Raw genomic sequence first — 26,289 nt, forward strand, 5'->3', positions numbered from 1 at the left:
ACAATAATGGCAATAAAATTAATAAACATTGGTTTTGGTAATATTGTATCAGCAAATAGAATCATTGCAATTGTAAGTCCAGAGTCAGCACCTATTAAAAGAATAATTCAAGAGGCAAGAGATAGAGGAATGCTAATTGATGCTACATATGGAAGAAGAACCAGAGCAGTTATCATCACAGATAGTGACCACGTTATATTATCAGCAGTACAGCCAGAAACTGTTGCACATAGATTATCAACAAAAGAAGAAGTAGATGTAATAGAAGAATCAGAAGAATAAAGGAAGGGTAATGCTATGAAAAATAAAGGACTTTTAATTGTTATTTCTGGGCCATCAGGTGCAGGTAAGGGAACAATCTGCAGAGCACTTTTGGAAAAGCATCCAGAAATAAAATTATCAGTGTCTTGTACTACAAGAAGTCCAAGACAAAATGAAGTAGAGGGAATAAATTATTACTTTATCTCAAAGGATAAATTTAAACAGATGATTGATAAGGATGAGTTCTTAGAATATGCAGAAGTTTATGATAATTATTATGGAACTCCAAGAGAAAATGTTGAACGTATATTAAATGAAGGAAATGATATAATATTAGAAATAGATATACAAGGTGCACTTAAGGTTAAAGAAAAATATCCAGAAGGTGTATTTGTGTTTATCATGCCACCTTCAATGGAGGAATTAAAAAATAGAATAAAAAAGAGGGGTTCAGAAACAGAAGAATCTCTTTTAAAGCGTTTTAAATCAGCTTTTCAAGAGATTAATTATGTTGCAAATTATAATTATGTAATTGTAAATGATGTAGTAGAAGATGCAGTTGAAAGACTTGAAGCGATAATTATAGCAGAAAAGTGTAGAGTTGATAGGTTAAAGGGAAACTATATATTTTTGCAGGAGGGATTCTTAAATGACTAATAATACTAATATGATTAATCCATCAATTGTTTCACTATTACAAAAGGTTAGCGATAGATATTCACTTGTAGTAGTTACAGCAAGACGTGCAAGACAGCTAATTGATAAAGCGGAACCTCTTGTTAAAGTAAATTCAAACAAGCCTGTTACCATTGCAATAAATGAAATTAATGAAGGAAAAATTAAGTATGAGAGCTTAAAATCAGGTATAAAATAATTGAGGTGTTTATATGTCAAAAAATGTTGTAATAGGGGTATCTGGTGGAATAGCCTGCTATAAGGCTTTAGATATTGTAAGCAGGCTGAAAAAAAAGGGTATAAACGTATATGTAATTATGACAGAATCAGCAACCGAATTTGTTGCACCCCTTAGTTTTCAATCGTTAAGTCAAAATTATGTTGTGGTTGATATGTTCGAAGATCCGAAAACTTGGGAGGTAGAACATATTTCACTTGCTGAAAAGGCAGATGTTTTTGTAATAGCACCAGCAACAGCAAATGTTATAGGTAAGATAGCAAATGGAATTGCAGATGATATGCTGACAACAACTGTTATGGCAACAAAAGCTCCAGTTTTAATAGCACCAGCAATGAATACCAATATGTATGAAAATAAAATAGTTCAAAGAAACATAGAATGCTTAAAGTCAATGGGCTATTATTTTATAGAACCTGAGTCAGGTAGACTTGCTTGTGGAGCAGTTGGAAAGGGCAAGCTTGCAGAACCAGAAAAAATAGTAGAATATATTGAAATGCTCCTTTATAAAGAGAAAGATTTAGTAGGTAAAAATATTTTGATAACAGCAGGGCCTACAAGGGAGGATATTGATCCTGTTAGGTTTATTACAAATAGGTCCACAGGGAAGATGGGCTATGCTATAGCAAAGGCGGCAAGGGATAGAGGAGCAAATGTAACACTTATTACAGGTCCAACAGATTTAACCCCACCATCCTTTATAGATGTTGTAAACGTATATAGTGCTGAGGATATGTATAGAGCTGTTAGTGATAGATTTGATAAATGTGATGTTTTGATTATGTCGGCAGCTGTTGCAGATTATAGACCTAAAGAAAAAAGTAATATAAAAATAAAAAAATCAGATGATGATCTAAAAATAGAACTTACCAGAAATAAGGATATATTATATGAAATTAAAGAAAAAAAATCAAGACAAGTTGTAATAGGCTTTGCAGCTGAAACAAATGATGTTTTAGAAAATGCAACAAAGAAAATTAAAAAGAAAAATTTAGATTATATTATAGCAAATGATGTAAGTCAAAAGGATAGTGGTTTTGGAACAGATACAAATACTATAAAAATTATAGACAAGTTTGGGAATGTAAAGGACTACCCAAATATGTCAAAATTAGATGTAGCACACACCATTCTTAATTTATTAGTTAAATAAGCAGAAAAAAAAGAGCACTTCTGCTCTTTTTTTGTACTTATAACTAATGATGAAGATATAAATTATTTATAGCTATATAATCTTCTTTTATAAAAGAGGAGCTTTTTATGATGTGGAGGATAATATATGATAATAGCATCTGTATGTATTGATAATCCTTCTAAAGAAATTGATAGGCTTTTTGACTATTCTGTGCCAGATAGTTTGAAGGAGAGTATAAAAATAGGTATGAGGGTAATCGTACCCTTTGGAGCATCAAATAAGCTTATCCAGGGTGTTGTCCTAGAGATAAATGAAAAAAGTGAAGAAGAAATTAAATATAAAGAGATTTATGATATTATCGATGAGGAATTTATTTTACCTCAGGATTTGATTAAACTTGCGTATTTTATGAAGAAAAAATATGTGTGTACATTAAGTGAAGCAATCTATTCTATTCTTCCACCTAAAATGGGAATTTCAGAGTGTTTTGAAGCAAAAATAGTTATAGAAGATTGTAGTATATGTTCTAAAAAAGAAAAGCAGTTTTTATCAATGTTAAATAAAGACAATTATGTTAAGATTGATTTAAAATCAATTAACATAAAAAGAGCAGATTTAATAAGTATGAGAAACAGAGGAATTATAGATTTAAAAATAGAAACAAAACAGAATTTAAGTAAAAAAACAGTCCAACTAGTAAGACTTAAAGACAACAAAATGGCATTAGAATTATTAAATAATAAAAGATTAAAGCAACAAAAAAAAATTATAGAGTATTTTTTAAATAATAATATAAATGAAATTCTGTTATCTCAACTTATCGATATATTAGGTTGCTCAAGAGTTACAATTAAATCATTAGAAGAAAAAGGTGTAATTGAAATATTTGAAAGGGAAGTATATAGAGAGGTTGCAACAGAATATGCCAATTATCCTAAACACATCTTATCTCATATTCAAAGGAAGGCATTTGAGTCCATATTAAATGAATATAGAGAAGGTAGAAGGGTTTCTTTAATAAGAGGTGTTACAGGTTGTGGTAAGACAGAAATCTATCTAAACTTAGTTGAACACTTCATTAATTTAAATTATGGGGCAATAGTTTTAGTACCTGAAATATCATTAACACCTCAAACCGTTGAGCGATTTAAAGGTAGATTTAAGGATAAGGTGGCAATTCTTCATAGTAGGCTATCAGATGGAGAAAGATATGATGAATGGAGAAGAATAAGCCGAGGAGAGGCAAAAATTGTAGTTGGTGCAAGATCTGCTGTGTTTGCACCAGTTGAAAATTTAAAGCTGATAATAATTGATGAAGAGCATGAGTATTCCTATAAGTCAGAACAAAACCCAAAATATTTAACACGCGAGGTTGCAGAACAAAGAGTCAATTTAATTGATGGTCTTTTAGTTTTAGGTTCTGCTACTCCTTCAATTGAGAGCTATTATAATGTTAGTAGGGGAATTTATAATCTGATAGAAATAGATGAAAGAGTAAGCGGTTCAACTTTACCTGATGTACATATAGTAGATATGCGTCAGGAATTAATTACGGGAAATAGGTCAATATTTAGCAGAGAATTATATAGCTCTATTGAAGAAAATTTAAAAAATAATAAACAGACCATTTTATTTTTAAACAGAAGAGGTTATTCAACCTTTGTTTCCTGTAGAGAGTGTGGCTATGTGTGTAAGTGTTCAAATTGTGATGTGGCAATGACATACCATATCTCTACAAATACACTTGAGTGTCATTATTGTGGCCAGACGATGCATATACCAAAACTTTGTCCTAAATGTAAAAGTAAGTACATTAAGCATTTTGGTGCAGGTACAGAAAAAATTGAACAGGAAGTTAAGAGATTATTTCCTTCAGCACGTGTAATTAGAATGGATATGGATACAACAAGAAAAAAGGGAGAACACGAAAGGTTATATAGACTTTTTAAGGAACATAAGGCAGATATATTGATAGGAACTCAGATGATAAGCAAGGGTATGGATTTTAAAAATGTAACTTTAGTTGGAGTTGTTGCAGCAGATACAATGCTTAATCTTCCTGATTTTAGAGCAGCAGAAAAAACATTTCAACTTCTTGTTCAAGTAGCAGGAAGGGCAGGTAGAGGATATGATAAGGGAAAAGTTGTTATTCAAACCTATGAGCCTGAACATTACAGTATACAACTTGCAGCAACACAAAATTATAATGAATTCTATAAAAAGGAGATTGAAATTAGAAGATTTCTAAATAATCCTCCCTTTACAGATTTAACATACTTTCTTTTTACTTCTATTAATGAAGAAGAGCTAATAAGAATATGCAAAGGAATAGAACAAGAGGTAAAAAGGGTTATACCAAGTGATTTTACAATACTTGGTCCAACTCCTAATTTTATTTCAAAAATTAAAAATACGTTCAGATGGAATATGATGATTAAGGGATGTATAGTTGATTATATAGATATTATTGATAAAATAATATATGATAAAACAAGAGCAACATCCGTTAAATATTCGATTGATTTAAATCCATATAGCTTAATTTAAAGGAGTGATATTAAATGGCATTAAGACAAATTAGAAAAGTAGGAGATGACGTTTTAAGAAAGATAAGCAAACCTGTAGTTAAGTTTGATGAAAGGTTAAAGATTTTAGTAGAGGATATGATAGATACTATGTATGAAGCAGATGGTGTTGGATTGGCAGCACCACAGGTTGGTATATTAAAAAGGGTTATAGTAATTGATGTAGGTGATGGACCAAAGGCTTATATTAATCCAGAGATAATCTATGAAGAGGGAGAACAAATAGATGATGAGGGGTGTTTAAGTGTGCCAAATAGAAGAGGTCCAGTAAAAAGACCTTATAAAGTTAAAGTTAGAGCTCAGGATATAAATGGAAATGAGTTTATAGAAGAAGGTGAAGAACTTTTAGCACGTGCATTTTGCCACGAGATTGACCATTTAAATGGAGTATTGTTTATTGACAAAATAATTGAGCAGGGAGAGTGATTAAATGAAGGTTGTATTTATGGGAACTCCAGATTTTGCAGTTCCTACTTTAAAAAAGTTAATAGAAAAACACGAAGTTATAGCTGTATTTACTCAACCAGATAAACCAAAGGGAAGAGGACAAAAGGTTCAATATTCACCTGTAAAGGAGGTTGCATTAGAACATAATATACCTGTTTATCAACCAAGTAAAATAAGAAAAGAAGTAGAATATATTGAAGAACTTAAAAACTTGAATCCAGATGTTTGTGTGGTTGTAGCTTATGGTCAAATACTTCCAAAAGAAGTTCTTGATATACCAAAGTATGGATGTATAAATGTACATGCATCACTTTTACCGGAACTTAGGGGTGCAGCACCTATAAATTGGTCTATAATCAATGGAAATAGAATTACAGGTGTTACAACGATGATGATGGATGTTGGACTTGATACAGGGGATATGCTTCTTAAAAGAGAGGTTGAAATTTTAGATACAGATACTGCAGGTTCTCTACATGATAAGCTTATGATTGTAGGTGCTGAACTTTTAATCGAAACTTTGGAAAAAATAGAAAAGGGTGAAGTAACACCAGAAAAACAGGATGATTCTAAGGCTACATATGCTCCAATGATGGATAAGGAGCTTGGGCACATTAATTGGGATAAAAATGCAAGAGATGTATTTAACTTAATTAGAGGGGTTACTCCTTGGCCAAGTGCATATTTTTATTATGATGATATAATGATTAAGGTTTGGAGATGCGAATTAATAGAAGGTGGAAAAAATGATGTGGCTGGTAAAATAGTAGATGTAAGTAAAGATGGGGTTAAAATAACCTGCAGAGAGGGTATAATAGTATTGAAGGAAATACAGAAGCAGGGAAGTAAGAGAATGGATATTGCAACATTTTTAAATGGTAATAGTCTTGAGGTTGGAAAGTTATTAAAATAGGGGTGATTTTATGTTTTATTATGATAGTACTTTTGTCATTTTAATACCTGCCATATTGCTTTCGCTTTATGCACAAGCAAAAATACAGTCTACTTATTCGAGGTATTCAAGAGAGTATTCTTTATCAGGTTTAACAGGTGCAGAGGCAGCAAGAAGGATACTTGATTACAATGGGTTATATGATGTTGCAATAGAGATGATACCTGGAAATTTAACGGATCACTATAATCCCAGGGATAGAGTGCTAAGATTATCCCAAGGCGTATTTCATAGTTCTTCAATTGCAGCAATAGGAGTTGCAGCCCACGAAGCAGGCCACGCACTACAGCATAATAGAGGTTATGCACCACTTATATTTAGGAATGCTTTAGTTCCAGTTGCAAATATTGGTTCCAACCTATCTTGGGTTTTAATTCTTTTAGGAATTTTTTTAAGTAGTGCAGGTCTAATAAACCTTGGAATTTTGCTCTTTACAGCCGTTGTTTTGTTTCAAGTTATAACATTGCCAGTAGAATTTAATGCAAGTTCAAGAGCTTTAAATCAGCTTGATAATTATAATATTTTATATAAAGAAGAGCTTTATAAAGCAAAAAAGGTACTTAGTGCAGCAGCACTAACTTATGTTGCAGCAACTCTTATGGCTATTTCTCAACTTTTAAGACTAATTGTATTGACTCGTGATTCCCGTGACTAATTATGAAGGAGGTTAAACTTCCTTCATAATTTTATATTACAGATTTGGAGGTTAATTATGAAGGATTTGGCACGATACGTTGCAGTAAAAACACTGTGTGATATTGAAGAGGGAGCATTTTCTAATATAAAGCTAAATTATTATTTTAAAAAATATGATATGAAACCTATAGATAGAGCATTTACTTCTGAAATTGTGTATGGTACTTTAAGAAACTTAATAAAAATAGACTATTTTATAAATAAATTTTCTAATATAAAAACAAGTAAAATGACAAAATGGGTACTCAATTCTATAAGGATTGCTGTATATCAGATATTTTTTATGGATAAGGTTCCAGAATATGCAGCAATAAATGAATCTGTTGAGATAGTAAAACAAAAAGAAAAGAAGGCTTCAGGCTTTGTTAATGGTGTTTTAAGAAGTATATTAAGAAACAGGGAGCAATTTAATCAAATTAATGTTAAGGACAAGATAAAAAAATTATCAATACAATACTCACATCCTGAGTGGATGGTAAAAATGTTTATTGATGAATTTAAAGAACAATTTACGGAAGAGCTTCTAAAGGCTAACAATACTACGCCAAACTTAACAATTAGAGTTAATACTTTAAAAATTTCAAAGGAAGATTTAAAGAATATATTAGAGCAAAAGGGAATAAAGGTATATGATGGTGTGGTTGAAGAGGCATTGATATTAGAAGATTTTTCTAATATAGAAAAATCAGAGGAGTTTAATAAGGGGCTTTTTATAATACAAGATGAAAGTTCTATGTTACCAAGTAGGGTGTTAGATGTAAAAGAAGGTATGAAGGTTTTAGATTTATGCAGTGCACCAGGTGGCAAAACAACGCATATTGCACAGCTAATGAATAATAGGGGAGAGATAACAGCCTTTGATATTCATGAACATAAATTGAAATTGATTAAAGATAATTCAAGAAGATTAGGTATAGATATTATAGATGCTAAATTAAAGGATGCACAGATTTTTATGGAGGAGTATACTGACTATGCAGATAGAGTTTTGGTTGATGCACCTTGCTCTGGACTTGGACTTTTAAGAAAAAAACCAGAAATAAAGTATAATGTAAAAAGGGAGGATATAAATAAGTTAACCCTAATACAAAAAAGTATTTTAAACAATGCAGCAAAATATGTGAAAAAGGATGGATTTATTGTATATAGTACTTGTACAATAACATTACAGGAGAATGAGTGGGTAATTGAGGAGTTTTTAAAGGAGAATGATAATTTTGTTTTAGAGGATATAAATGAATTTTTACCACAAGAGCTAAAAACACAAAAGAAATATGTAAAGATATTTCCAAACGTACATAAGATGGATGGATTTTTTATAGCAAAACTAAAAAGAATAAGGTGATATTATGATAGAGTTAAGGAGTTTGAGTCTAAAGGAGATGCAGAATTTCATAGAAGAGATAGGCGAACCTAAGTTTAGAGCTAAACAGGTATTTAAATGGATACATAAGGGTGTTGAAGATTTTGAAAGTATGACAGATTTATCTAAGAATTTAAGGATAAAGCTGTCAGAAAAAGCATACATAAAAAATATGGAAATAGTTAAAAAACAAGTATCTAAAGTAGATGGAACTGTAAAATATTTATTAAAATTATTGGATGGTAATTTGATTGAATGTGTTTTAATGAGGTATAATTATGGTAATTCAATATGTATTTCAACTCAGGTTGGATGTAGTATGGGGTGTAAATTCTGTGCTTCAACAATTGGAGGTAAGATTAGGAATTTAACATCAGGGGAGATGATAGGTCAAATTATAATGGTTCAAAATGATATAAATGAAAGGATATCAAATATTGTATTAATGGGAGTTGGTGAACCCCTTGATAATTTTGATAATACTATAAAATTTTTAGAGCTTCTAAAGGAACCAGAGGGGCTACATATAGGTATGAGGCATATAACTATATCAACTTGTGGGTTGGTTCCAGAAATTAAAAGATTAGCAGATTTAAATTATCAAATAACACTTGCGATATCACTTCACGCACCCAATGATGAAATAAGAAAAAAAACTATGCCTATTGCAAATAGATACTCTATAGAGCAAATATTAGATGCTTGCAGATATTATATTGAAAAGACAGATAGGAGAATTACCTTTGAATATACGATGATAGATGGGGTAAATGATGAAAGGGAACATGCTGAAGAGTTAGCGGGAAAATTAAAGGGGCTTTTGTGTCATGTAAATTTGATACCTATAAATGCCGTAACTGAAAGAGATTTAAAGAGGTCTAATCAAGATAAAATAGTTAAATTTAAGAATATTTTAGAGAGTAGAGGAATAGAAACTACAATAAGGAGAGAATTGGGGGCTGATATTGATGCGGCTTGTGGCCAGCTGAGAAGAAGGTATCAAGAAATTTAAAGAGGTGGTTTTGTGTATATATTTTGCAAGACAGATATTGGTAAAAAAAGAGAGTTAAATGAGGATTATGTACTTGTTTTTAAATCCCCCAATTATAGTCTTATGATTGTAGCAGATGGAATGGGGGGACACAATGGAGGAGAAGTTGCGAGTGAAATTGCTTCAACTACAATAAAAGAATATATTTTTAATAATTTTAGTAAAACAGAAGATAAATTAGAACTTGTTAGAGATGCAATTGTATATGCTAACAGTGTTGTATATAAGATTTCAAAGGAAAATGATAATTTAAGGGGTATGGGAACAACGATTACTTGTTGTTTACTTCTTGATAAAAGGGCCATAATAGGTCATGTTGGTGATTCAAGAGCCTATAGAATAACAGATGACTATATTATAAAGGTTACAGAGGACCATTCCTTTGTACAGCAGTTAATAAATAAAGGCACTATTACAAAGGAGGAGGCTGTAAATCATCCTCAGAAGAATTTAATTACAAGAGCAATAGGCGTTGATGAGTACGTTATGGTTGATATAGTTGATTTTGAATTAAAGGATAATGAAATAATACTTCTATGTACTGATGGATTAACAAATTACATAAGTGAAGAGGAGATAAAGGAGATTGTTTTGAAGGAAAAGGATCCTATAAAAACATTAATAGATACTGCAAATGAACGTGGTGGAGCAGATAACATTTCAGTTATTGTTGCACAAAAGGAGGTGGGGAAATGAATTTAATAGGTACAACCTTAGGTGGACGTTATATAATTGTGGAACAGATTGGTGAAGGTGGAATGGCAATTGTTTATAAAGCTAAAGATCAGCTCCTAAATAGATATGTTGCAGTTAAGATTTTAAAGCAGGAATTTACACAGGATGAAGATTTTGTAAAGAAGTTTAAGAGGGAATCTATAGCAGCAGCAAGCTTAACTCATCCTAATATTGTATCAATTTTTGATGTAGGTGAACAGGATAACATTTATTATATTGTAATGGAGTATATAAAAGGTCAGACTCTTAAGGAATATATAAAAAGCAATGGGAAAATAGGTTATAAAAGAGTTTTAGATATAACACTACAGATAGCTATGGCGTTAGATAATGCCCATAAAAATGGGGTTGTTCATAGGGATATAAAACCACACAATATAGTAGTTACAGAAGAGGGAACAATTAAAGTGACGGATTTTGGAATAGCAAGGGCTTCAACTGTAGCAACAGTTACTAATACTAATAAGGTTTTAGGTTCTGTGCATTATCTGTCACCAGAACAGGCAAAGGGTGGTTTTAGCGATCATAGAACAGATATATATTCACTTGGTGTTGTTATGTATGAGATGTTAACTGGAAGACTGCCATTTGATGCAGAAAGTCCCATATCAGTTGCTATAAAACACATTCAGGAGGATATTACAGAACCTATCGCAATTGATACTTCTATTCCAAAGACTGTAAATGATATAGTTAAAAAAGCTCTACAGAAGGATATGTTTAAAAGATATCAAAGTGCAAAAGAGTTAGTGGACGATATTATTAAAGTTAAAGAAAATCCTAATGCAGTAATAAATAATTTTGATGAAACACAGTCCACCCGAATTATTGATGTAAAAGAGGTGGATAAGGTATTAAAGAATAAAAAGAAAAAGAGCATAATTAAACCTCTATTTATTACATTATCAGTTTTAGTTGTGTTATTTACAGCAGGATATATAATACTAAGTAAAAATTTTGTTGTAAAGGATGTTGAAGTTCCAAACATAATTGGATTGAATGAGGAAGAAGCAAAATTAAAACTTGAACCTTTAAAATTAAAGCTTGAAGTGGAAGGTAAGGAATACAGTGATAAACCTGAAGGCACTATTATAAAGATGTATCCTGAAGATGGAATAAAGGTAAAGGAAGGTTCGACAATAAGAGTTAAACTAAGTGCTGGACAGAAAAAAGTAATTGTACCAGATTTAAAGGGACTTGATCTTCTTGAGGCAGAAATATTGTTAAAAAATAATGGTTTAAAAAGAGGAAGCATAGAAAGAAAATATAGCGATGAAGTTGAAAAGAATAGAATAATGGATCAGGACCCAAAGCCTAATACTGAAATAATAGAGGGTGCAGAAGTAAATATAGTAATAAGCGATGGTAAGGAAGAAAAGTTTACAAAGGTTCCAATCTTATTGGGCAGAAGTATTGAAGAGGCAAAGGCACAGCTTCAAGCAGCAAACTTAGTTTTAGGGAATATAACCTATGGATATGATTCAAAATATATTGAGGATGTTATAATCTCTCAAGATGTGGCAGCAGGCGTTACTGTCAAAGAAGGAACTATGATAAATGTTGTTATTAATAAAAAAGAACTTGAACAAACTCAAGAAGGACAAAATAACACAGGAAACAATCAATAGGGAGGTTGTACGATGCAGCAAGGCCGTATAGTAAGGGGCATTGCAGGATTCTATTATGTAAAATTAGATGATGGCAGTATAGTTGAGTGCAAAGCAAGAGGAAAATTTAGAAGGGATAAGTTGTCTCCAATAGTTGGAGACAACGTTATTGTTGAGAAAATAGATGATGAAAAAGGCGTAATTGATAGCATTCTGCCAAGAAAGAATGAATTAATTAGGCCACAAGTAAGTAATATAGACCAAGCAATTTTAGTTTTTGCACTAAAGGATCCAGATATCAGCCTTGAGGTTCTTGATAGAGTTTTAGTGCTTACAGAGTATAACAATATAGATGCTATAATTTGTTTTAATAAATGCGATCTAGATGTAGATAATAAATTTGATTATTTAAGTAAAATATACAGCAGTATAGGGTATAAAGTTATTAAAACAAATGGTAAAACAGGAGAAGGAATTGAAGAAATAAAAAAGATTTTAAAAAATAAAACAACAGTGTTTGCAGGTCCTTCAGGTGTTGGTAAATCTACAATATTTAATAAAGTTCAAAACAAGGTAGTTATGCAGACAGGAGAAATAAGTAAAAAGGTAAGTAGAGGCAAACATACTACAAGGCATGCAGAATTAATTGACATAGATGACAACACATATTTAGTAGACACTCCAGGTTTTTCATTAATAGATTTATCCTTTATTGAAATTGAAGAGCTTCAAAACTATTTTAGAGAATTTAATGAATATAGTTCAGAATGTAGATTTACATCTTGCCTTCATTTTAAAGAACGAGATTGTATGATTAAAAATAAGGTTGAAGAAGGTGTAATATCAAAGGATAGATACGATAACTATATAAAGTTCTTAACTGAGTTACAACAAAATAGGAGGTACTAATGATGATAAAGATTGCACCATCAATTCTGTCAGCAGATTTTAGTAGGCTTTATGAAGAGATAAAAAAGGTAGAGGAGGCAGGAGCAGATTACCTTCATATTGATGTAATGGATGGTCATTTTGTTCCTAATATTACAATAGGTGCACCGGTTGTTAAGGCAATTAGAAAGAATAGTAATTTAGTATTTGATGTTCATTTGATGATAGAAAACCCTGATTATTATATTGAAGATTTTGCAAAGGCTGGTGCAGATATAATAACTGTTCACGCTGAGGCTTGTAGACATCTAAATAGAACAATACAAAATATAAAAAGCTTTGGCAAAAAAGTTGGGGTAGCTTTAAATCCCGCAACTCCCCTTAATGTTTTAGATTATTCATTAGAGTATATTGATATGGTATTGATTATGACTGTTAATCCAGGATTTGGAGGACAAAAATTTATTCCTAATATGGTGGAAAAGATTAAAAAGCTAAAAACCACTATACACTCAAGAGGACTTAATATAGATATTGAGGTAGATGGAGGAATTAAACTTGATAATTTTAGAGAGGTTGTTGAGGCTGGAGCTAATGTATTAGTAGCTGGATCTGCAATATTTGAATCAGATGACATTAAAAAAACAACAAGTGAATTTAAAAAGTGGTGAAAAAATGAAGGCTCTTGTTATAGCACACGGTTACAATTCTAAAGAGGTATTAAAAAGAGAATTTAAGGATGCAGATTTAATTATATGCTCAGATGGTGGGGCAATTTATGCTATGGAGATAGGTATTAAGCCAGATATAATAATTGGTGATTTAGACTCTATTGATAAGAATGTATATGAATATTTTTTAGAAAATGGAATTAAAATAGTTTCCTATCCAAGGGAAAAGGATTTTAGTGATACTGAGCTTTGTGTTGATTATGCAATAGACTCTGGTGCAGACAGTATATGCATAATTAGCGGGATTGGTTCAAGAATAGACCATAGTCTAATAAACATAAGCTTATTATACAAAATAAAAAGTAAAGGTGTAGATGCGTATATAGCAACAGATTCAGCATATATTTATATTTGTAATGATTATTTACAGATAGAAGGAGAAATAGGTGATACATTATCGTTAATACCTTTAACTTTAGAGGTTAAGGGTATAACCACAAAGGGTTTAAAATATAAATTGGTTGATGGCAATATTCGACTGGGACAATCAATAGGAGTTTCAAATGAATTTATTGAAAAAAGTTGCTCCATCAAGGTAAAGGAAGGCATACTTATAGTTGTAAAACAAAAGTTAATATAATTATTTTATAAAAATAGTCTCAATTTAAATATAAAAATCCCATAGTAGATGCATATAATAATATAAAGCAGCTATTATGGGGTTTTTTATATGAATTATAAATTTAAAAGATTGATTTCATATTTTTTAATTGGAATAGGTATAGTATTAATATTGATTTTTCTGCCACTTTGGATTTGGATGACGGCAATAGGTTTTATATTCATTTATTTTGGAATAAAATATTACAATAATAATTTTTAGGAGGATCTGAATGAGTACAATTAAAAAAATAAAAAAGTTGTGGTGTGATAGATATTATATTGGCCTGTTACTTATATTTTTTGGTTTAGGGTTAATTTTAGCAATAATTGCACCCTGGTGGGTTTGGGTTTTAGTAGTAGGTGTTTGTATTATAATATATGGTATAAATAAAATTTGTTAAAATAAAAAATGTGCTTAAATAAGCACATTTTTTATAGAGCACGTTGTACTTTTCCTGAACGTAGGCATCTTGTACAAACATATATACGCTTAGTTTGACCATCTACAACAGCTTTAACTCTCTTTATGTTTGGAGCCCAAGTTCTGTTTGATTTACGGTGTGAGTGGCTGTATTGTACACCAAATACTAGTCCTTTATTGCATATTTCGCATCTTCTTGACATTGTATTACACCTCCTTTATGAAGTCGCTTGCTTTGACTGTAAATATTTTATCAGATATAAAAAATAATTGCAACCGGAGTAATCATCCTATTACATTATATATTTATTTTTTTGATTTGTAAAGTGTTTTTACTTTACAGTTGATTATTTTTTATATTATATATCTTGAATAAAAAATGTATTTAATATACAATTAATAAATAGAATAAGAAGTTTTGGGAGGTTTAAAAATGGCTGTTAAAGTAAATAATGAATTTGGTTTTATAGAATACTCTGATGAAGTTTTAGCAAACATAGCTGGCGCAGCTACAATGGAGTGTTATGGAGTTGTTGGAATGGCATCAAAGAGAGCAAGTGATGGATTTTGGGAATTACTAAAAAGAGAAAATCTAAGTAAAGGTGTTAAAATAATATCTGAAGACGATGGAATTATAGTTAATCTTTACATCATAGTTGAATATGGAACAAAGATATCAGTAATTGCTGATAACATAATGCAAAAGGTTAAGTATACAATTGAAGCTTTAACAGGAATAGATGTAAAAAAGATCACTGTAAATATTCAAGGAATAAGAGTGTAATGTTAGGAGGTACTGACTTTGAAGATTAATGTTATTGATGGACATAGCTTAAAAAATATGATTATAAATGGTGCATATGAGCTTGAAAGAAACAAAGAAATGGTTAATGCACTTAACGTTTTCCCTGTTCCAGATGGTGATACTGGAACTAATATGTCAGCTACTATGATGTCAGCAGTAACAGAACTTAATAAGGTTACAAATGAGAATATAAAGGCAGTTGTTGATGCAGCTTCTATGGGAACATTAATGGGGGCAAGAGGTAACTCCGGTGTTATTTTGTCACAGCTTATAAGGGGATTTGCTAAATTTTTAAAGGATAAAGAAAAAGTATCTACTAAGGATTTTGCACTTGCTTTAAAGGAGGGAGTAGCAACTGCCTATAAGGCAGTTATGAAACCAACTGAAGGTACCATATTAACAGTATCAAGAGAATCAGCAGATAAAGCAATTGAAATTGCAAAGCATACGTCAGACTTTGAAGAATTTTTAACTCAAGTTTGTAAGGCAGCAGAGCAATCTTTAAATAAAACTCCAGAAATACTACCTGTATTAAAACAGGCAAATGTTGTTGATGCAGGTGGTATGGGACTTTTAGTAATTTATAAAGGAATGTTAAAATACATAATAGAGGGTAAAGTTGAAGAGATTAAAAAGGACTTTGAAACAAAGAAAGAAGAAAAAGTTATTGTTCAAGATGTATTTAATACAGAGGATATTAAGTTTGCCTATTGTACAGAATTCTTTATAAAAACTAAAGGAGCAGACCCTGATAAATTTAAGAATAAGATAGAGCATCTTGGAGATTCAATGGTTGTAGTTGGTACAGAAGAATTAATAAAGGTACACATCCATACTAATAATCCTGGAATTGTTCTTGAAGAGGCATTAAAAGTTGGAGAACTTATGAAGATAAAAATAGATAATATGAAGGAACAACATAGACATATTGTGGATGAAGAAGAAAAGATAGAAGTAAAAAGTGAAGCTAAGCAGGAAGAGAAGGAATATGGAATTGTAACTGTTGCAATGGGGGATGGGATAACAAACATATTTAAGGATTTAGGAGCTGATTTTGTAATTGAAGGCGGCCAAACAATGAATCCAAGTACACAGGATATTTTATCAGCAATTAATAGTATTAATGCTAAAAACATTTTTGTTTTACCTAACAATAGTAATATAATATTAGCTGCTGAGCAGGCAAGAGATCTATCAAACAAAAATGTTTATGTTGTACCAACTAAGAGCATACCTCAAGGAGTTACTGCACTTGTATCCTTTGACTATGATGCAAGTCCAGATGAAAACTTTGAAGCATTGTGTGAAGTTATAAAAACTGTAAAAACAGGTCAAGTAACATTTGCTGTTAGAGATACCGTATTTAATGATGTAGAAGTTAAAGAGGGTAATAAGATTGCAATTGCCAATGGCAAATTAATAGAAGCTTCTGAAGACCTTGAAGAAATTACATTAAAGTTAATAGATACATTGGTAGATGAGAATAGCCAATTGATAACAGTGTTCTACGGTAATGGAATAACTGAAGAAGAGGCAGAGGTTTTACAAGGTAAATTAGAAGAAAAGTATAAGAATTTAGATGTTACTATATATTATGGTGGACAACCACTTTATTATTATTTAATATCTGTAGAATAGTTATTATAAACGCCATGGATTAAAAGTTCATGGCGTTTAAAAATAAAAAGGACGTGACAATATGGATATAAGATACTTAAAGGGTGTTGGAGAAAAAAATGCACATTATTTAAATTTGCTTGGAATTAAAACAGTTGAAGAGGCTATTTATTATTTTCCAAGAGATTATGAGGACAGACAAAGTATAAAAAAAATTAAGGATTTAAAGGATGGGGAAATAGCAACATTGATTGTTGAAGTTGCTTTAATTAATGGTACTAAAAAAACACAGTCTGGGAAAAGACTTACTTCTGTTGTTTTTAAAGATGATACAGGATATATTACAGGTATATGGTTTAATCAACCTTATATGAAGAAAACATTTAAAGTTGGCGAAAAAGTATTACTTTATGGAAAAATAAATAGAAGATATGCAGAACTACAGATAGTTGACCCTAAGTATGAAAAAAACTATCAGGAAAGTTTAGAAGTTGGTGAAAATATTTTACCTCTATATCCATTAAATAAATATATGACTCAAAAGAATTTAAGAAAAATTATAAAAAATGCTTTAGATAAAAAAGAAGATGTAGTTCAGGAGATATTGCCTGAAAAGCTTTTAAGAGACTATAAACTTTTAGATATATATACTGCTATAGAAAATATACATTTTCCAAAGAATAAAAGTATGTTAGATAAAAGTATTTATAGGCTAAAGTTTGAAGAACTTTTTATATTACAACTTGGATTACAATATTTTAAAAAAAGTATAAGCTCAGACTTAACTGCATATCCTATACAATTATCGGATAAATTAAAAGATTTAAAACAGGCTCTGCCCTTTGAACTTACTAATGCACAATCAAGAACAGTTAGAGAAATTTTACTTGATATGAAGAAGAACAAACCTATGAATAGATTAGTTCAGGGTGACGTAGGTTCAGGTAAAACTGTTATTGCAGCAATTGCAATGTTTAATTGTGCAATGGCAGGATATCAAGCGGCTATGCTGGCACCTACTGAAATTTTAGCAGAACAGCACTATCATTCTGTTAAATCTCTTTTAGATAGATTTGGATTAAATATAGAACTGATAACAGGAAGTACCTCTAAAAAACAAAAGGAAAAAATATTAGGAGCCCTTTTAAATGGGGAAATTGATATAATTATAGGCACACATGCACTACTACAGGAAAATGTTGAATTTAAAAACTTGGCATTGGTTGTTACAGATGAACAGCATAGATTTGGTGTTAGACAAAGGTCAGCTCTTATTTCAAAGGGACATAATCCCCACGTTTTGGTTATGACTGCAACACCTATACCAAGAACTCTTGCTCTCTTTTTATATGGTGATATGGATATATCTATAATAAATGAACTTCCAAAGGGAAGGCAGAAGATAGATACTTACTTTGTTAGAAGCACAATGAGGGAGAGAGTATATAATTTTATAAAAAAAGAGGTAGAGGAAGGTAAGCAAGCATATATTGTGTGTCCATTGGTTGAGGAATCTGAAAAAATAGAAGCAATTTCTGCAGAGGAGGCATACGAATATCTTGTAAATAATATATTTAATGGAAACACAAATATGGCGGCAATATTGCACGGAAAAATGTCAAATGAAGAAAAAGATTTCATAATGCAAAATTATAAAGAAGGTAAAGTAAAGGTTTTGGTATCTACTACTGTTGTAGAAGTAGGAGTTAATGTTCCTAATGCAACTGTTATGGTAGTAGAAAATGCCGAGAGATTTGGACTTGCTCAGTTACACCAATTAAGAGGAAGAGTTGGAAGAGGCAATTTAAAGTCCTATTGCATATTAATATCCGATGCGACTAATAAAGAATCGATTGAGAGATTGAACATTATGACTAAAACAAATGATGGATTTGTTATATCAGAAAAGGATTTAGAATTAAGAGGAACAGGGGAGCTTTTTGGTTTAAGACAACATGGTTTGCCGGATTTAAAGATAGCAGATATTTTAAAAGATATTGAGATTTTAAAAACTACAAAGGATTTAGCTAAAAAAATAATCGAAGAAAATATAATTGATAATGAAGAATTTATACCTTTAAAAAATAAAATAAATTTGTTATTTAAAGAAAAAATTGATACAGCTACGTTTAATTAACAAAAATAGCACCTCCATTAATAGTCATCTCTAATTACCAGAGTAAAAAACTCAAAATGGGTTAAATTAATAATAGAAAAACAAACAGGAGGTGCATTAAAATGAAAAACAGAACAATAGTACCTGAAGCTAAGGCAGCATTACAACAGTTTAAGTATGAGGTTGCAAATGAAATAGGAGTTCAAGTTCCAACATCAGGATATTGGGGAAATATGACATCAAGAGATTGTGGTTCAGTAGGTGGCTACATGGTTAAGAAGATGGTAGAAGCTTACGAAAGAAACTTAGCAGGTAAATAACAATACAAAAGAAAAGGGGCCTTTTAATAAGGTCCCTTTTCTTTTGTATGTAACAACGAAATTATTAACAAAAATTAAAATAATTCAAAAAATAAAGAAAAACGTAATTAAAAGAATATGAATTTAAAAAATAATGAAAAATTCATTTTTTTTGACTTGATAAAATGAAGGAAATAATGCATAATATTATTAGAAGATTGCGAAAGCAAGAGGGGGTATTTAAATGGTTAAAGTAAAAATGTCACCTGCTGACTATGTAGCACATGTAATTGAAAATGTAAAGAAGAGAAATCCTCATGAGCCTGAATTTTTACAAGCAGTTGAAGAAGTTCTTCCTTCACTAATACCTGTTTTGGAAAAACACCCAGAATATATTGAAGAAAACCTATTAGAAAGATTTTGTGAACCAGAAAGACAAATAATGTTTAAAGTGCCATGGGTGGATGACCAAGGAAATCTACATGTAAATAGAGGATTTAGAGTTCAATTTAATGGTGCAATTGGACCATACAAGGGAGGATTAAGATTCCATCCATCAGTAACATTAAGTGTAATTAAATTCTTAGGATTTGAGCAAATATTAAAGAATTCATTAACAGGTCTACCAATAGGCGGTGGAAAAGGTGGTTCAGATTTTGACCCAAGAGGAAAATCTGATGCTGAAATAATGAGATTCTGTCAAAGCTTTATGACAGAGCTATACAGACATATAGGACCAGATGTTGACGTTCCTGCAGGAGATATTGGAGTTGGTGCAAGAGAAATAGGTTATTTATATGGCCATTATAGAAGAATTAGAGGTGCCTTTGAAAATGGTGTATTAACAGGAAAAGGACTATCATATGGCGGTAGCTTAATAAGACCAGAAGCAACAGGATATGGAGTTACATATTTCTGTCAAGAAATGTTAAAACACGATGGAGAAACATTTGAAGGTAAGACAGTTGCTGTTTCAGGATTTGGTAATGTTGCATGGGGTGCTTGTAAGAAGGTTGCTGATTTAGGTGGTAAGGTTGTTACTCTATCAGGACCAGACGGATACATCTACGATCCAGACGGAGTTGTAGGAGAAAAGATTGATTATCTATTAGAAATGAGAAATTCAGGAAGAGATAGAGTGCAAGATTATGCTGATAAGTTTGGAGTTCAATTCTTCCCAGGAGAAAAACCATGGGGTGTAAAGGTTGATATAGTAATGCCTTGTGCAACTCAAAACGATATACATTTAGAACATGCTAAGCAAATTGTTGCTAATGGTGTTAAGTATGTTTGTGAAGGTGCTAATATGCCTTGTACAAATGAAGCTATACAATATTTCTTAGAAAATGGAGTAGTTGTAGGGCCAGCAAAGGCTGCTAATGCAGGTGGTGTTGCAACATCAGCACTTGAAATGTCACAAAACAGCATGAGAATGTCTTGGACAGCTGAAGAAGTAGACCAAAAATTACATCAAATTATGGTAAATATATATAACAATGTTGTTAAGGCATCAGAAGACTATGGATTTGGATATAATCTTGTAGCAGGTGCAAATATTGCTGGATTTATAAAGGTTGCAGATGCAATGCATTCACAAGGAAACTATTAATAAAAAAGAACCCTTCGGGGTTCTTTTTTATTGCCTCAATGGTTCTTATTTTACTTTTTTGCAATATGTGTTAAAATATTTAAAGGCTTATATAAGGAGGGCATTATATGAGGATAATAACAGGCACTGCAAGAGGAAGGATTATTAAAGCACCAGAGGGATTAAATACAAGGCCTACATCAGATAGAGTAAAGGAATCAATGTTTAATATATTAGATTATCATTATAGCTATGAAAATGTACTTGATTTGTTTGCAGGTAGTGGAAATTTAGGCTTAGAGGCAATAAGTAGAGGGGCTAAAAAGTGCATTTTTATTGAACAAAACAAAGAAGCCTATAATTACTTAGTTGATAATATAAAAAATCTTAAGTTTGAGGACTATTGTGAATATTATAAACAGGATGCTTTTTCGGCAGTAGAGATATTAGCAAAACGTGGGGAGAAATTTGATTTGATATTCTTAGATCCCCCATATGGTAAGGGATTAGTAGAAAAGTCTATTAAGTCCATTTACGAAAAGGGTTTATTAGATGATAATGGTGTTATTGTATCTGAACAGGATGTAAATGATGTCCTACCAGATATAATTGGCAATATTAAAAAAGTAAGGGTAGAAAAATACGGACGAACTGCGATAGCCTTTTGGAGTAAGGAGGAATAAAATGTCAAAGGTAGTTGTATATCCAGGCAGCTTTGATCCTATCACAAATGGTCATCTTGATATAATACAAAGGGCATCTAAAATTTTTGATAGGGTAATAGTTGCGGTATTAGAAAATCCAGAGAAAAAAAACCCTCTGTTTAATGTAAATGAGAGGGTTGAATTAATAAAGAGAGTTACAAAAGATTTAGAAAATGTGGAAGTCGAAAGTTTCAAAGGTCTACTAATAGATTTTATGAGAAAAAAGGAATCAAAAATAATAATAAAAGGTCTTCGTGCTGTTTCTGATTTTGAATACGAGTTTCAAATGGCTCTTATGAATAATAAATTAGATGAAAACATTGAAACATTGTTTATGATGACAAGCAGCCAATATTCCTATTTAAGCTCATCCTCAGTTAAACAGGTAGCAATGTATGGTGGATGCTTAAAGGGATTAGTTCCAGATGAAATTATAGATGATATAAAGGAAAAATTTACAGTCAGTCGGTAGTTTTTTTATTACATAAATAGTAAAAAGTATTTAAAATTAAAATGAGAATTAATAATGAAATAGCTGAATATACAAACAAATGATTTATATTAATTTGGTAATTAAATTTAATTGTATTAATATTTGTTATTTTACATATAAAATAGCAAACTATTGAAGATAATATGCCGTGATTAATTTTTGACAGTATATATTTTTTAAAACTAACATTACAACCATAAAGAACGCCCTTTACTTGATAAAGTATTGAAATTCCACTAAAGGATAAAATAAAGCTGATTACCAACAGTTTATTAGAAATACTTGATGAAACTATAAGTTTACAGCCGTTAGATATTTCAAAAAGTGATTTAATGAAAATCGAAAGGCTAAAACTATTAACATTAAATAATTTTGATAATATAACAGATATTATATTAAAAAAACTAATTGTATCCAACAGGTTAATTATTACTGAAAAAAATATAATATATCCAGATATAAATCCCATAGTTATTAGGGAGTTTTTGATTGAATTGTTTAAATTTAAAATAGTATTTTTATGTTCATATATATAATCCTTTTTTTCTCTTTTAGAGAACAGATTACATATAATGCCGTTCAATACAGAAGCTATTATATGAGATGCATATAAAATATATCCTAATAGATTACTCTTTAACATACCAGCACCTACGGCACCTATTATAAACAAAGGGCCTGATGTGCTGCTAAAGGTAAGTATTCTTTCCCTTTCTTTAGGGGATATTTTTTTTGCCTCAATAAGCTCTTTAACTACCTTTGCGCCTGCAGGATAGCCTGAAAAAATGCTAATTATAAAGGCATATGCACCATATCCTGATGTTTTAAATATTCTATTTATAGGCTTATTGAAAATAATAGCAATATTTTCTGCAATTCCAACTGACATAAGTAAATCATTAATAATGAAAAATGGAAAAAGAGAAGGGAAGACTGTATACAAAAATAAATTTAATCCATCCTTTGCAGAATTTAAAGATACATTTGGGTTTAAGATTATTAAAATTAAAATTACAAAAATCATTAATTTTAATCCTGCATTATTATATTTTTTTATAAATAATAATATAAATGATAGTGCAATTAGTATAAAAAATATTTTTTCCATAGCCACCTCAGAACTCTTTTTTATTTAATATTTATGATTGGCGGGGATGGTATATGTATAAAAATCTAAAAATAGGATTAGCATTAGGTTCTGGAGCATCAAGGGGACTTGCACATATTGGAGTAATAGAAGTATTAGAAAAATACGGAATAATAGCAGACGCGGTATCAGGAAGCAGTATAGGTTCAGTGATTGGTGCATTATATTGTAGTGGTTTTGATTTTAAATATGCAGCATCTCTTTGTAAAAACCTTAATAAAAAGACCTATATTGATGTATCAGTACCAAGATTAGGTTTTATAAAAGGTGAAAGAATATGCGAAATAATGAAATTATTAACTAAGGATAAGGAATTTAAGGACTTAAATAAAAAATTTTTTGTTGTTGCTACTGATTTAAAAAGTAAAAGACTTGTTGTATTCGAAGAGGGGAAAATTTATGAAGCAATTAGAGCAAGTATATCTATACCCGGTGTTTTTATTCCGGTTTATAAGGATAATATGGTTTTGGTGGATGGAGGTGTATTAGAAAGAGTCCCGGCTAAAATATTGAAAAATTATGGTGTTGACTATGTAATAGGTGTAGATGTTGGATTTAATCTAAAGACATCAAATTGCAAAAGTATATTTCACGTTCTTTATGAATCCATAGATTTAATGGAGAAGGAATTATTTGAACTTAAAAAGCAGGAGGCAGATAAGCTTATAAGGGTTGATATTGACGATGTAGATCCTATTGGTTTTGAACATGCAGAGGAGACTATAGAAAAGGGAAGACAGGCAGCTATAAAGGAAATAGATGGGTTAATAAAGGAATTAGATTTTATAGCTGCCAGTAGATAGGGCTTGTTTTTAAATCACCTTTAGATAGTTTTTTATTGCCCTTTAGTGCAAGTGCATAGATGTCAGATGCGTCTATATCTAACTTTAATTTTTCATAATCATCCCTTTTGGGATTTGTTATTATTGGAATAGAAGATTGCTTTTTCATCATTTTGATAAGTTCACGACCTTTATTATTAAAACCTAAAATTCTTATGTATTCAGGTTTTCTATTTACTTTATAAAGTATATCATTCGTATGATTTAATAGTATATTTATGAGTATACGTTGAATTCTTGTTTGTGTATATCTCTTAGATTTCACATATTCTATAAGTTTAAATATATCATAGGTATCTTCAGCAGCCTGTTTTAATTTAAATTCTAATCCCTCTGATACATCTATTATATTTTTAAGTTCATTTGGCGATTTTGTTCTTATTAAATAATAAATTATGTCCTCGAAGCTTTTTAAGCTTATGGGGGCATTATTATTTTGTATTTCTTCTTTAATTATTTTATAGCAGAATTCAGGCATAGAATTTAAAACTTCTTGATTGTTTATATTTTTTCTTATGGAGGTTGCACTGGATATATTTCCTGTTAAGTTCTCTTGATTATATTTATTTACGATTCTTTTTATTGTAAAGGGCTTTAAATTTGAGTTTAATTTCAAGATTGACTTTATATATTCGATTCCTAGTATGTTATTTGAGTTTTTTAGTATATTTTCTACATTAATATCATTTACATTTAACAAATTGTGATATATTATATAATTGTTGAGACTTTTTAACCTGGCAGAAGGAAATGATATCCCTAATTTAAGGTAATCTTTTAAATATTGTTTATATTCATAGGGTTCATAGACTAAAACTTCTGCAATTTTATAGAGTAGAGATATATCTCCACATTCACTACCAAAACATATGTTATTAACAATTTTAGTTGAGTCTAAGGTTGCTATAGCACCAAAGGCAAAGCCTTCTGCACTTGATTTTGAGTATATTACAGGAAGTTCTATTACTAAATCTACACCAGCATATAGGGCCATCTTTGTTCTTGACCATTTATCAACAAAGGCAGGCTCGCCTCGCTGTACAAAAGAACCACTCATAACAGCAATTAGTGCATCGCACTTTGTTATTTTCTTTGTTTTATTTATATGATAAATATGACCATTATGTAGTGGATTGTATTCTACAATTATTCCTGTAACATTCATTAATAATACCTCCTAATAATATGATAACTATATTATATTTATAAAAAGATTATTTGTCACGCATTGATAAATAGTTTTACAATGCGTAATAATATAAAAAGAAAGGGGTATGATTATGTCAATAATGCAAACTATATGGGAAAAAGCAAGACAAGACAAGAAAAGAATAGTTTTACCAGAAGGAAATGAAAAAAGAACTGTAAAGGCTGCTGAAATAATTAAAAGAGAAGGTCTAGCTGAGGTAGTTTTAATAGGTAAAAGAGAAGAAATTGAAGCAACAGCAAAGGAAGTTGGAGCAAACATAGAGGGTGTAGAAATAATTGACCCAGTTCTATCAGAAAAATTCGATACATACGCTGAACAATTTTATGAATTAAGAAAGAGTAAGGGAGTAACAATAGAACAAGCAAGAGAGATAATTAAGGATGAAATATACTTTGGTACAATGATGGTAAAGATGAAGGATGCAGATGGTCTTGTTTCAGGTGCTATTCACTCAACAGGGGACCTTTTAAGACCAGCTCTTCAAATAATAAAGACAGCACCAGGTATGTCAATAGTTTCAAGCTGCTTTGTTATGGAAATACCAAACAAGCAATATGGTGAAGATGGATTAATGTTATTTGCAGACTGTGCTGTTAATCCAAATCCAACAGCAGAGGAACTTGCTTCAATTGCAATAGCTACAGCAAATACAGGAAAGGTTCTATGTGGAATTGAACCAAGAATTGCTATGTTATCCTTCTCAACTAAGGGAAGTGCAAAGCATGAACTTGTAGATAAGGTTGTTAAGGCTACTGAAATAGCAAAGGAAAAGGCACCACACTTAATGATAGATGGAGAATTACAATTAGATGCTGCAATAGTACCAAAGGTTGCTGAATTAAAGGCTCCAAATAGTACAGTTGCAGGTAAAGCTAATGTTTTAGTATTCCCTGATTTACAAGCTGGTAATATAGGATATAAGCTTGTTCAAAGATTAGCTAATGCTGAAGCAATAGGACCAATATGCCAAGGATTTGCTGCACCTGTAAATGACTTATCAAGAGGATGCAGCATTGAAGATATAATAAATGTTGTTGCTATAACAGCAGTTCAAGCACAAGGAATCAATCTATAAAATAA

Annotated in this window: 28 protein-coding genes; 25 read left to right on the forward strand and 3 right to left on the reverse strand. The window is 30.9% G+C overall.

The window, feature by feature from the left end; genetic code table 11:
- Positions 1-6: 6 nt before the first annotated feature.
- The 16 genes from remA to A3M9_RS14745 all read left to right on the forward strand — a co-directional run bounded on the left by remA (position 7) and on the right by A3M9_RS14745 (position 14,187).
- Positions 7-282 carry an extracellular matrix/biofilm regulator RemA gene (gene remA, locus A3M9_RS0100220; RefSeq protein ID WP_027307409.1) on the forward strand — a complete coding sequence of 92 codons (276 nt, stop codon included), beginning with the start codon at positions 7-9 and terminating at the stop codon, positions 280-282.
- 15 nt (positions 283-297) lie between these two features.
- Entirely contained in the window at positions 298-918 is a 621-nt protein-coding gene (gmk, locus tag A3M9_RS0100225) for a guanylate kinase (protein WP_027307410.1), read from the forward strand.
- Positions 911-1,135, forward strand: coding sequence for a DNA-directed RNA polymerase subunit omega (gene rpoZ, locus A3M9_RS0100230; RefSeq protein WP_027307411.1), 225 nt, complete (start codon positions 911-913; stop codon positions 1,133-1,135). Before gmk ends, rpoZ begins: the two co-directional genes overlap by 8 nt.
- A 13-nt stretch (positions 1,136-1,148) precedes the next feature.
- Positions 1,149-2,327, forward strand: coding sequence for a bifunctional phosphopantothenoylcysteine decarboxylase/phosphopantothenate--cysteine ligase CoaBC (gene coaBC, locus A3M9_RS0100235; protein ID WP_027307412.1), 1,179 nt, complete (start codon positions 1,149-1,151; stop codon positions 2,325-2,327).
- A gap of 126 nt (positions 2,328-2,453) precedes the next feature.
- Positions 2,454-4,856, forward strand: a complete 2,403-nt coding sequence (gene priA, locus A3M9_RS0100240) for a primosomal protein N' (protein WP_027307413.1) — start codon at positions 2,454-2,456, stop codon at positions 4,854-4,856.
- Positions 4,857-4,870: 14 nt separating this feature from the next.
- Complete coding sequence (gene def / locus A3M9_RS0100245) at positions 4,871-5,320, forward strand: peptide deformylase (RefSeq protein ID WP_027307414.1); 450 nt, start codon at positions 4,871-4,873, stop codon at positions 5,318-5,320.
- Between the two features lie 4 nt (positions 5,321-5,324).
- The gene (gene fmt, locus A3M9_RS0100250; protein WP_027307415.1) at positions 5,325-6,254 is read left to right on the forward strand and encodes a methionyl-tRNA formyltransferase; all 930 of its coding nucleotides are present in this window, start codon (positions 5,325-5,327) and stop codon (positions 6,252-6,254) included.
- 10 nt (positions 6,255-6,264) lie between these two features.
- Positions 6,265-6,948, forward strand: coding sequence for a zinc metallopeptidase (locus A3M9_RS0100255; protein WP_027307416.1), 684 nt, complete (start codon positions 6,265-6,267; stop codon positions 6,946-6,948).
- A 57-nt stretch (positions 6,949-7,005) separates the two neighbouring features.
- On the forward strand, positions 7,006-8,334 hold the full coding sequence (gene rsmB / locus A3M9_RS0100260) for a 16S rRNA (cytosine(967)-C(5))-methyltransferase RsmB (protein WP_027307417.1): 1,329 nt from the start codon (positions 7,006-7,008) through the stop codon (positions 8,332-8,334).
- A 4-nt stretch (positions 8,335-8,338) separates the two neighbouring features.
- Positions 8,339-9,364 (forward strand): 23S rRNA (adenine(2503)-C(2))-methyltransferase RlmN, encoded by a 1,026-nt coding sequence (gene rlmN / locus A3M9_RS0100265; protein ID WP_027307418.1) that lies wholly within the window; start codon positions 8,339-8,341, stop codon positions 9,362-9,364.
- 12 nt (positions 9,365-9,376) lie between these two features.
- Positions 9,377-10,099, forward strand: a complete 723-nt coding sequence (locus A3M9_RS0100270) for a Stp1/IreP family PP2C-type Ser/Thr phosphatase (protein ID WP_027307419.1) — start codon at positions 9,377-9,379, stop codon at positions 10,097-10,099.
- The gene (locus tag A3M9_RS12860; RefSeq protein ID WP_051350528.1) at positions 10,096-11,766 is read left to right on the forward strand and encodes a PASTA domain-containing protein; all 1,671 of its coding nucleotides are present in this window, start codon (positions 10,096-10,098) and stop codon (positions 11,764-11,766) included. Before A3M9_RS0100270 ends, A3M9_RS12860 begins: the two co-directional genes overlap by 4 nt.
- Before the next feature lie 12 nt (positions 11,767-11,778).
- Positions 11,779-12,654, forward strand: a complete 876-nt coding sequence (gene rsgA / locus A3M9_RS0100280; RefSeq protein ID WP_027307420.1) for a ribosome small subunit-dependent GTPase A — start codon at positions 11,779-11,781, stop codon at positions 12,652-12,654.
- Positions 12,655-12,656: 2 nt separating this feature from the next.
- Positions 12,657-13,304 (forward strand): ribulose-phosphate 3-epimerase, encoded by a 648-nt coding sequence (gene rpe / locus A3M9_RS0100285; protein WP_027307421.1) that lies wholly within the window; start codon positions 12,657-12,659, stop codon positions 13,302-13,304.
- A gap of 4 nt (positions 13,305-13,308) precedes the next feature.
- Positions 13,309-13,944, forward strand: a complete 636-nt coding sequence (locus A3M9_RS0100290) for a thiamine diphosphokinase (RefSeq protein WP_027307422.1) — start codon at positions 13,309-13,311, stop codon at positions 13,942-13,944.
- Positions 13,945-14,034: 90 nt separating this feature from the next.
- Positions 14,035-14,187: a hypothetical protein gene (locus A3M9_RS14745; protein WP_198011920.1), complete on the forward strand. Its 153-nt coding sequence runs from the start codon at positions 14,035-14,037 to the stop codon at positions 14,185-14,187.
- A 212-nt stretch (positions 14,188-14,399) separates the two neighbouring features.
- Here the strand turns inward: A3M9_RS14745 and rpmB are convergent, their stop codons facing one another.
- Complete coding sequence (gene rpmB, locus A3M9_RS0100305; protein WP_027307423.1) at positions 14,400-14,591, reverse strand: 50S ribosomal protein L28; 192 nt, start codon at positions 14,589-14,591, stop codon at positions 14,400-14,402.
- Positions 14,592-14,821: 230 nt separating this feature from the next.
- Here rpmB and A3M9_RS0100310 point away from each other — a divergent pair, with 230 nt between their 5' ends.
- The 7 genes from A3M9_RS0100310 to coaD all read left to right on the forward strand — a co-directional run bounded on the left by A3M9_RS0100310 (position 14,822) and on the right by coaD (position 21,989).
- A complete protein-coding gene (locus A3M9_RS0100310) occupies positions 14,822-15,172 on the forward strand; it encodes an Asp23/Gls24 family envelope stress response protein (RefSeq protein WP_027307424.1) in 351 nt (116 codons plus the stop codon).
- A 57-nt stretch (positions 15,173-15,229) separates the two neighbouring features.
- Complete coding sequence (locus A3M9_RS0100315; RefSeq protein ID WP_156897852.1) at positions 15,230-16,831, forward strand: DAK2 domain-containing protein; 1,602 nt, start codon at positions 15,230-15,232, stop codon at positions 16,829-16,831.
- A 61-nt stretch (positions 16,832-16,892) separates the two neighbouring features.
- On the forward strand, positions 16,893-18,947 hold the full coding sequence (gene recG / locus A3M9_RS0100320) for an ATP-dependent DNA helicase RecG (RefSeq protein ID WP_027307426.1): 2,055 nt from the start codon (positions 16,893-16,895) through the stop codon (positions 18,945-18,947).
- Between the two features lie 101 nt (positions 18,948-19,048).
- Positions 19,049-19,246: an alpha/beta-type small acid-soluble spore protein gene (locus tag A3M9_RS0100325; RefSeq protein WP_035165585.1), complete on the forward strand. Its 198-nt coding sequence runs from the start codon at positions 19,049-19,051 to the stop codon at positions 19,244-19,246.
- 223 nt (positions 19,247-19,469) lie between these two features.
- Positions 19,470-20,834 (forward strand): NADP-specific glutamate dehydrogenase, encoded by a 1,365-nt coding sequence (gene gdhA / locus A3M9_RS0100330; protein WP_035165586.1) that lies wholly within the window; start codon positions 19,470-19,472, stop codon positions 20,832-20,834.
- 107 nt (positions 20,835-20,941) lie between these two features.
- Complete coding sequence (gene rsmD / locus A3M9_RS0100335; protein ID WP_027307429.1) at positions 20,942-21,496, forward strand: 16S rRNA (guanine(966)-N(2))-methyltransferase RsmD; 555 nt, start codon at positions 20,942-20,944, stop codon at positions 21,494-21,496.
- Position 21,497: 1 nt separating this feature from the next.
- Positions 21,498-21,989, forward strand: coding sequence for a pantetheine-phosphate adenylyltransferase (coaD, locus tag A3M9_RS0100340; RefSeq protein WP_027307430.1), 492 nt, complete (start codon positions 21,498-21,500; stop codon positions 21,987-21,989).
- On the opposite strand, the gene A3M9_RS0100345 is transcribed toward coaD, so the two are convergent.
- Entirely contained in the window at positions 21,979-23,118 is a 1,140-nt protein-coding gene (locus A3M9_RS0100345) for a hypothetical protein (protein ID WP_027307431.1), read from the reverse strand. The genes coaD and A3M9_RS0100345 overlap by 11 nt on opposite strands.
- Positions 23,119-23,171: 53 nt before the next feature.
- Here A3M9_RS0100345 and A3M9_RS0100350 point away from each other — a divergent pair, with 53 nt between their 5' ends.
- The gene (locus tag A3M9_RS0100350; protein ID WP_027307432.1) at positions 23,172-23,960 is read left to right on the forward strand and encodes a patatin-like phospholipase family protein; all 789 of its coding nucleotides are present in this window, start codon (positions 23,172-23,174) and stop codon (positions 23,958-23,960) included.
- On the opposite strand, the gene A3M9_RS0100355 is transcribed toward A3M9_RS0100350, so the two are convergent.
- Positions 23,941-25,164: a nucleotidyltransferase gene (locus A3M9_RS0100355; protein ID WP_027307433.1), complete on the reverse strand. Its 1,224-nt coding sequence runs from the start codon at positions 25,162-25,164 to the stop codon at positions 23,941-23,943. The genes A3M9_RS0100350 and A3M9_RS0100355 overlap by 20 nt on opposite strands.
- 115 nt (positions 25,165-25,279) lie before the next feature.
- On the opposite strand from A3M9_RS0100355, the gene pta reads away from it, so the two are divergent.
- Entirely contained in the window at positions 25,280-26,284 is a 1,005-nt protein-coding gene (pta, locus tag A3M9_RS0100360) for a phosphate acetyltransferase (protein WP_027307434.1), read from the forward strand.
- Positions 26,285-26,289: the final 5 nt, after the last annotated feature.

Origin of the sequence: Caloramator sp. ALD01, assembly GCF_000472625.1 — a bacterium.
GTDB classification, from domain to species: domain Bacteria; phylum Bacillota; class Clostridia; order Clostridiales; family Caloramatoraceae; genus Thermobrachium; species Thermobrachium proteoclasticum.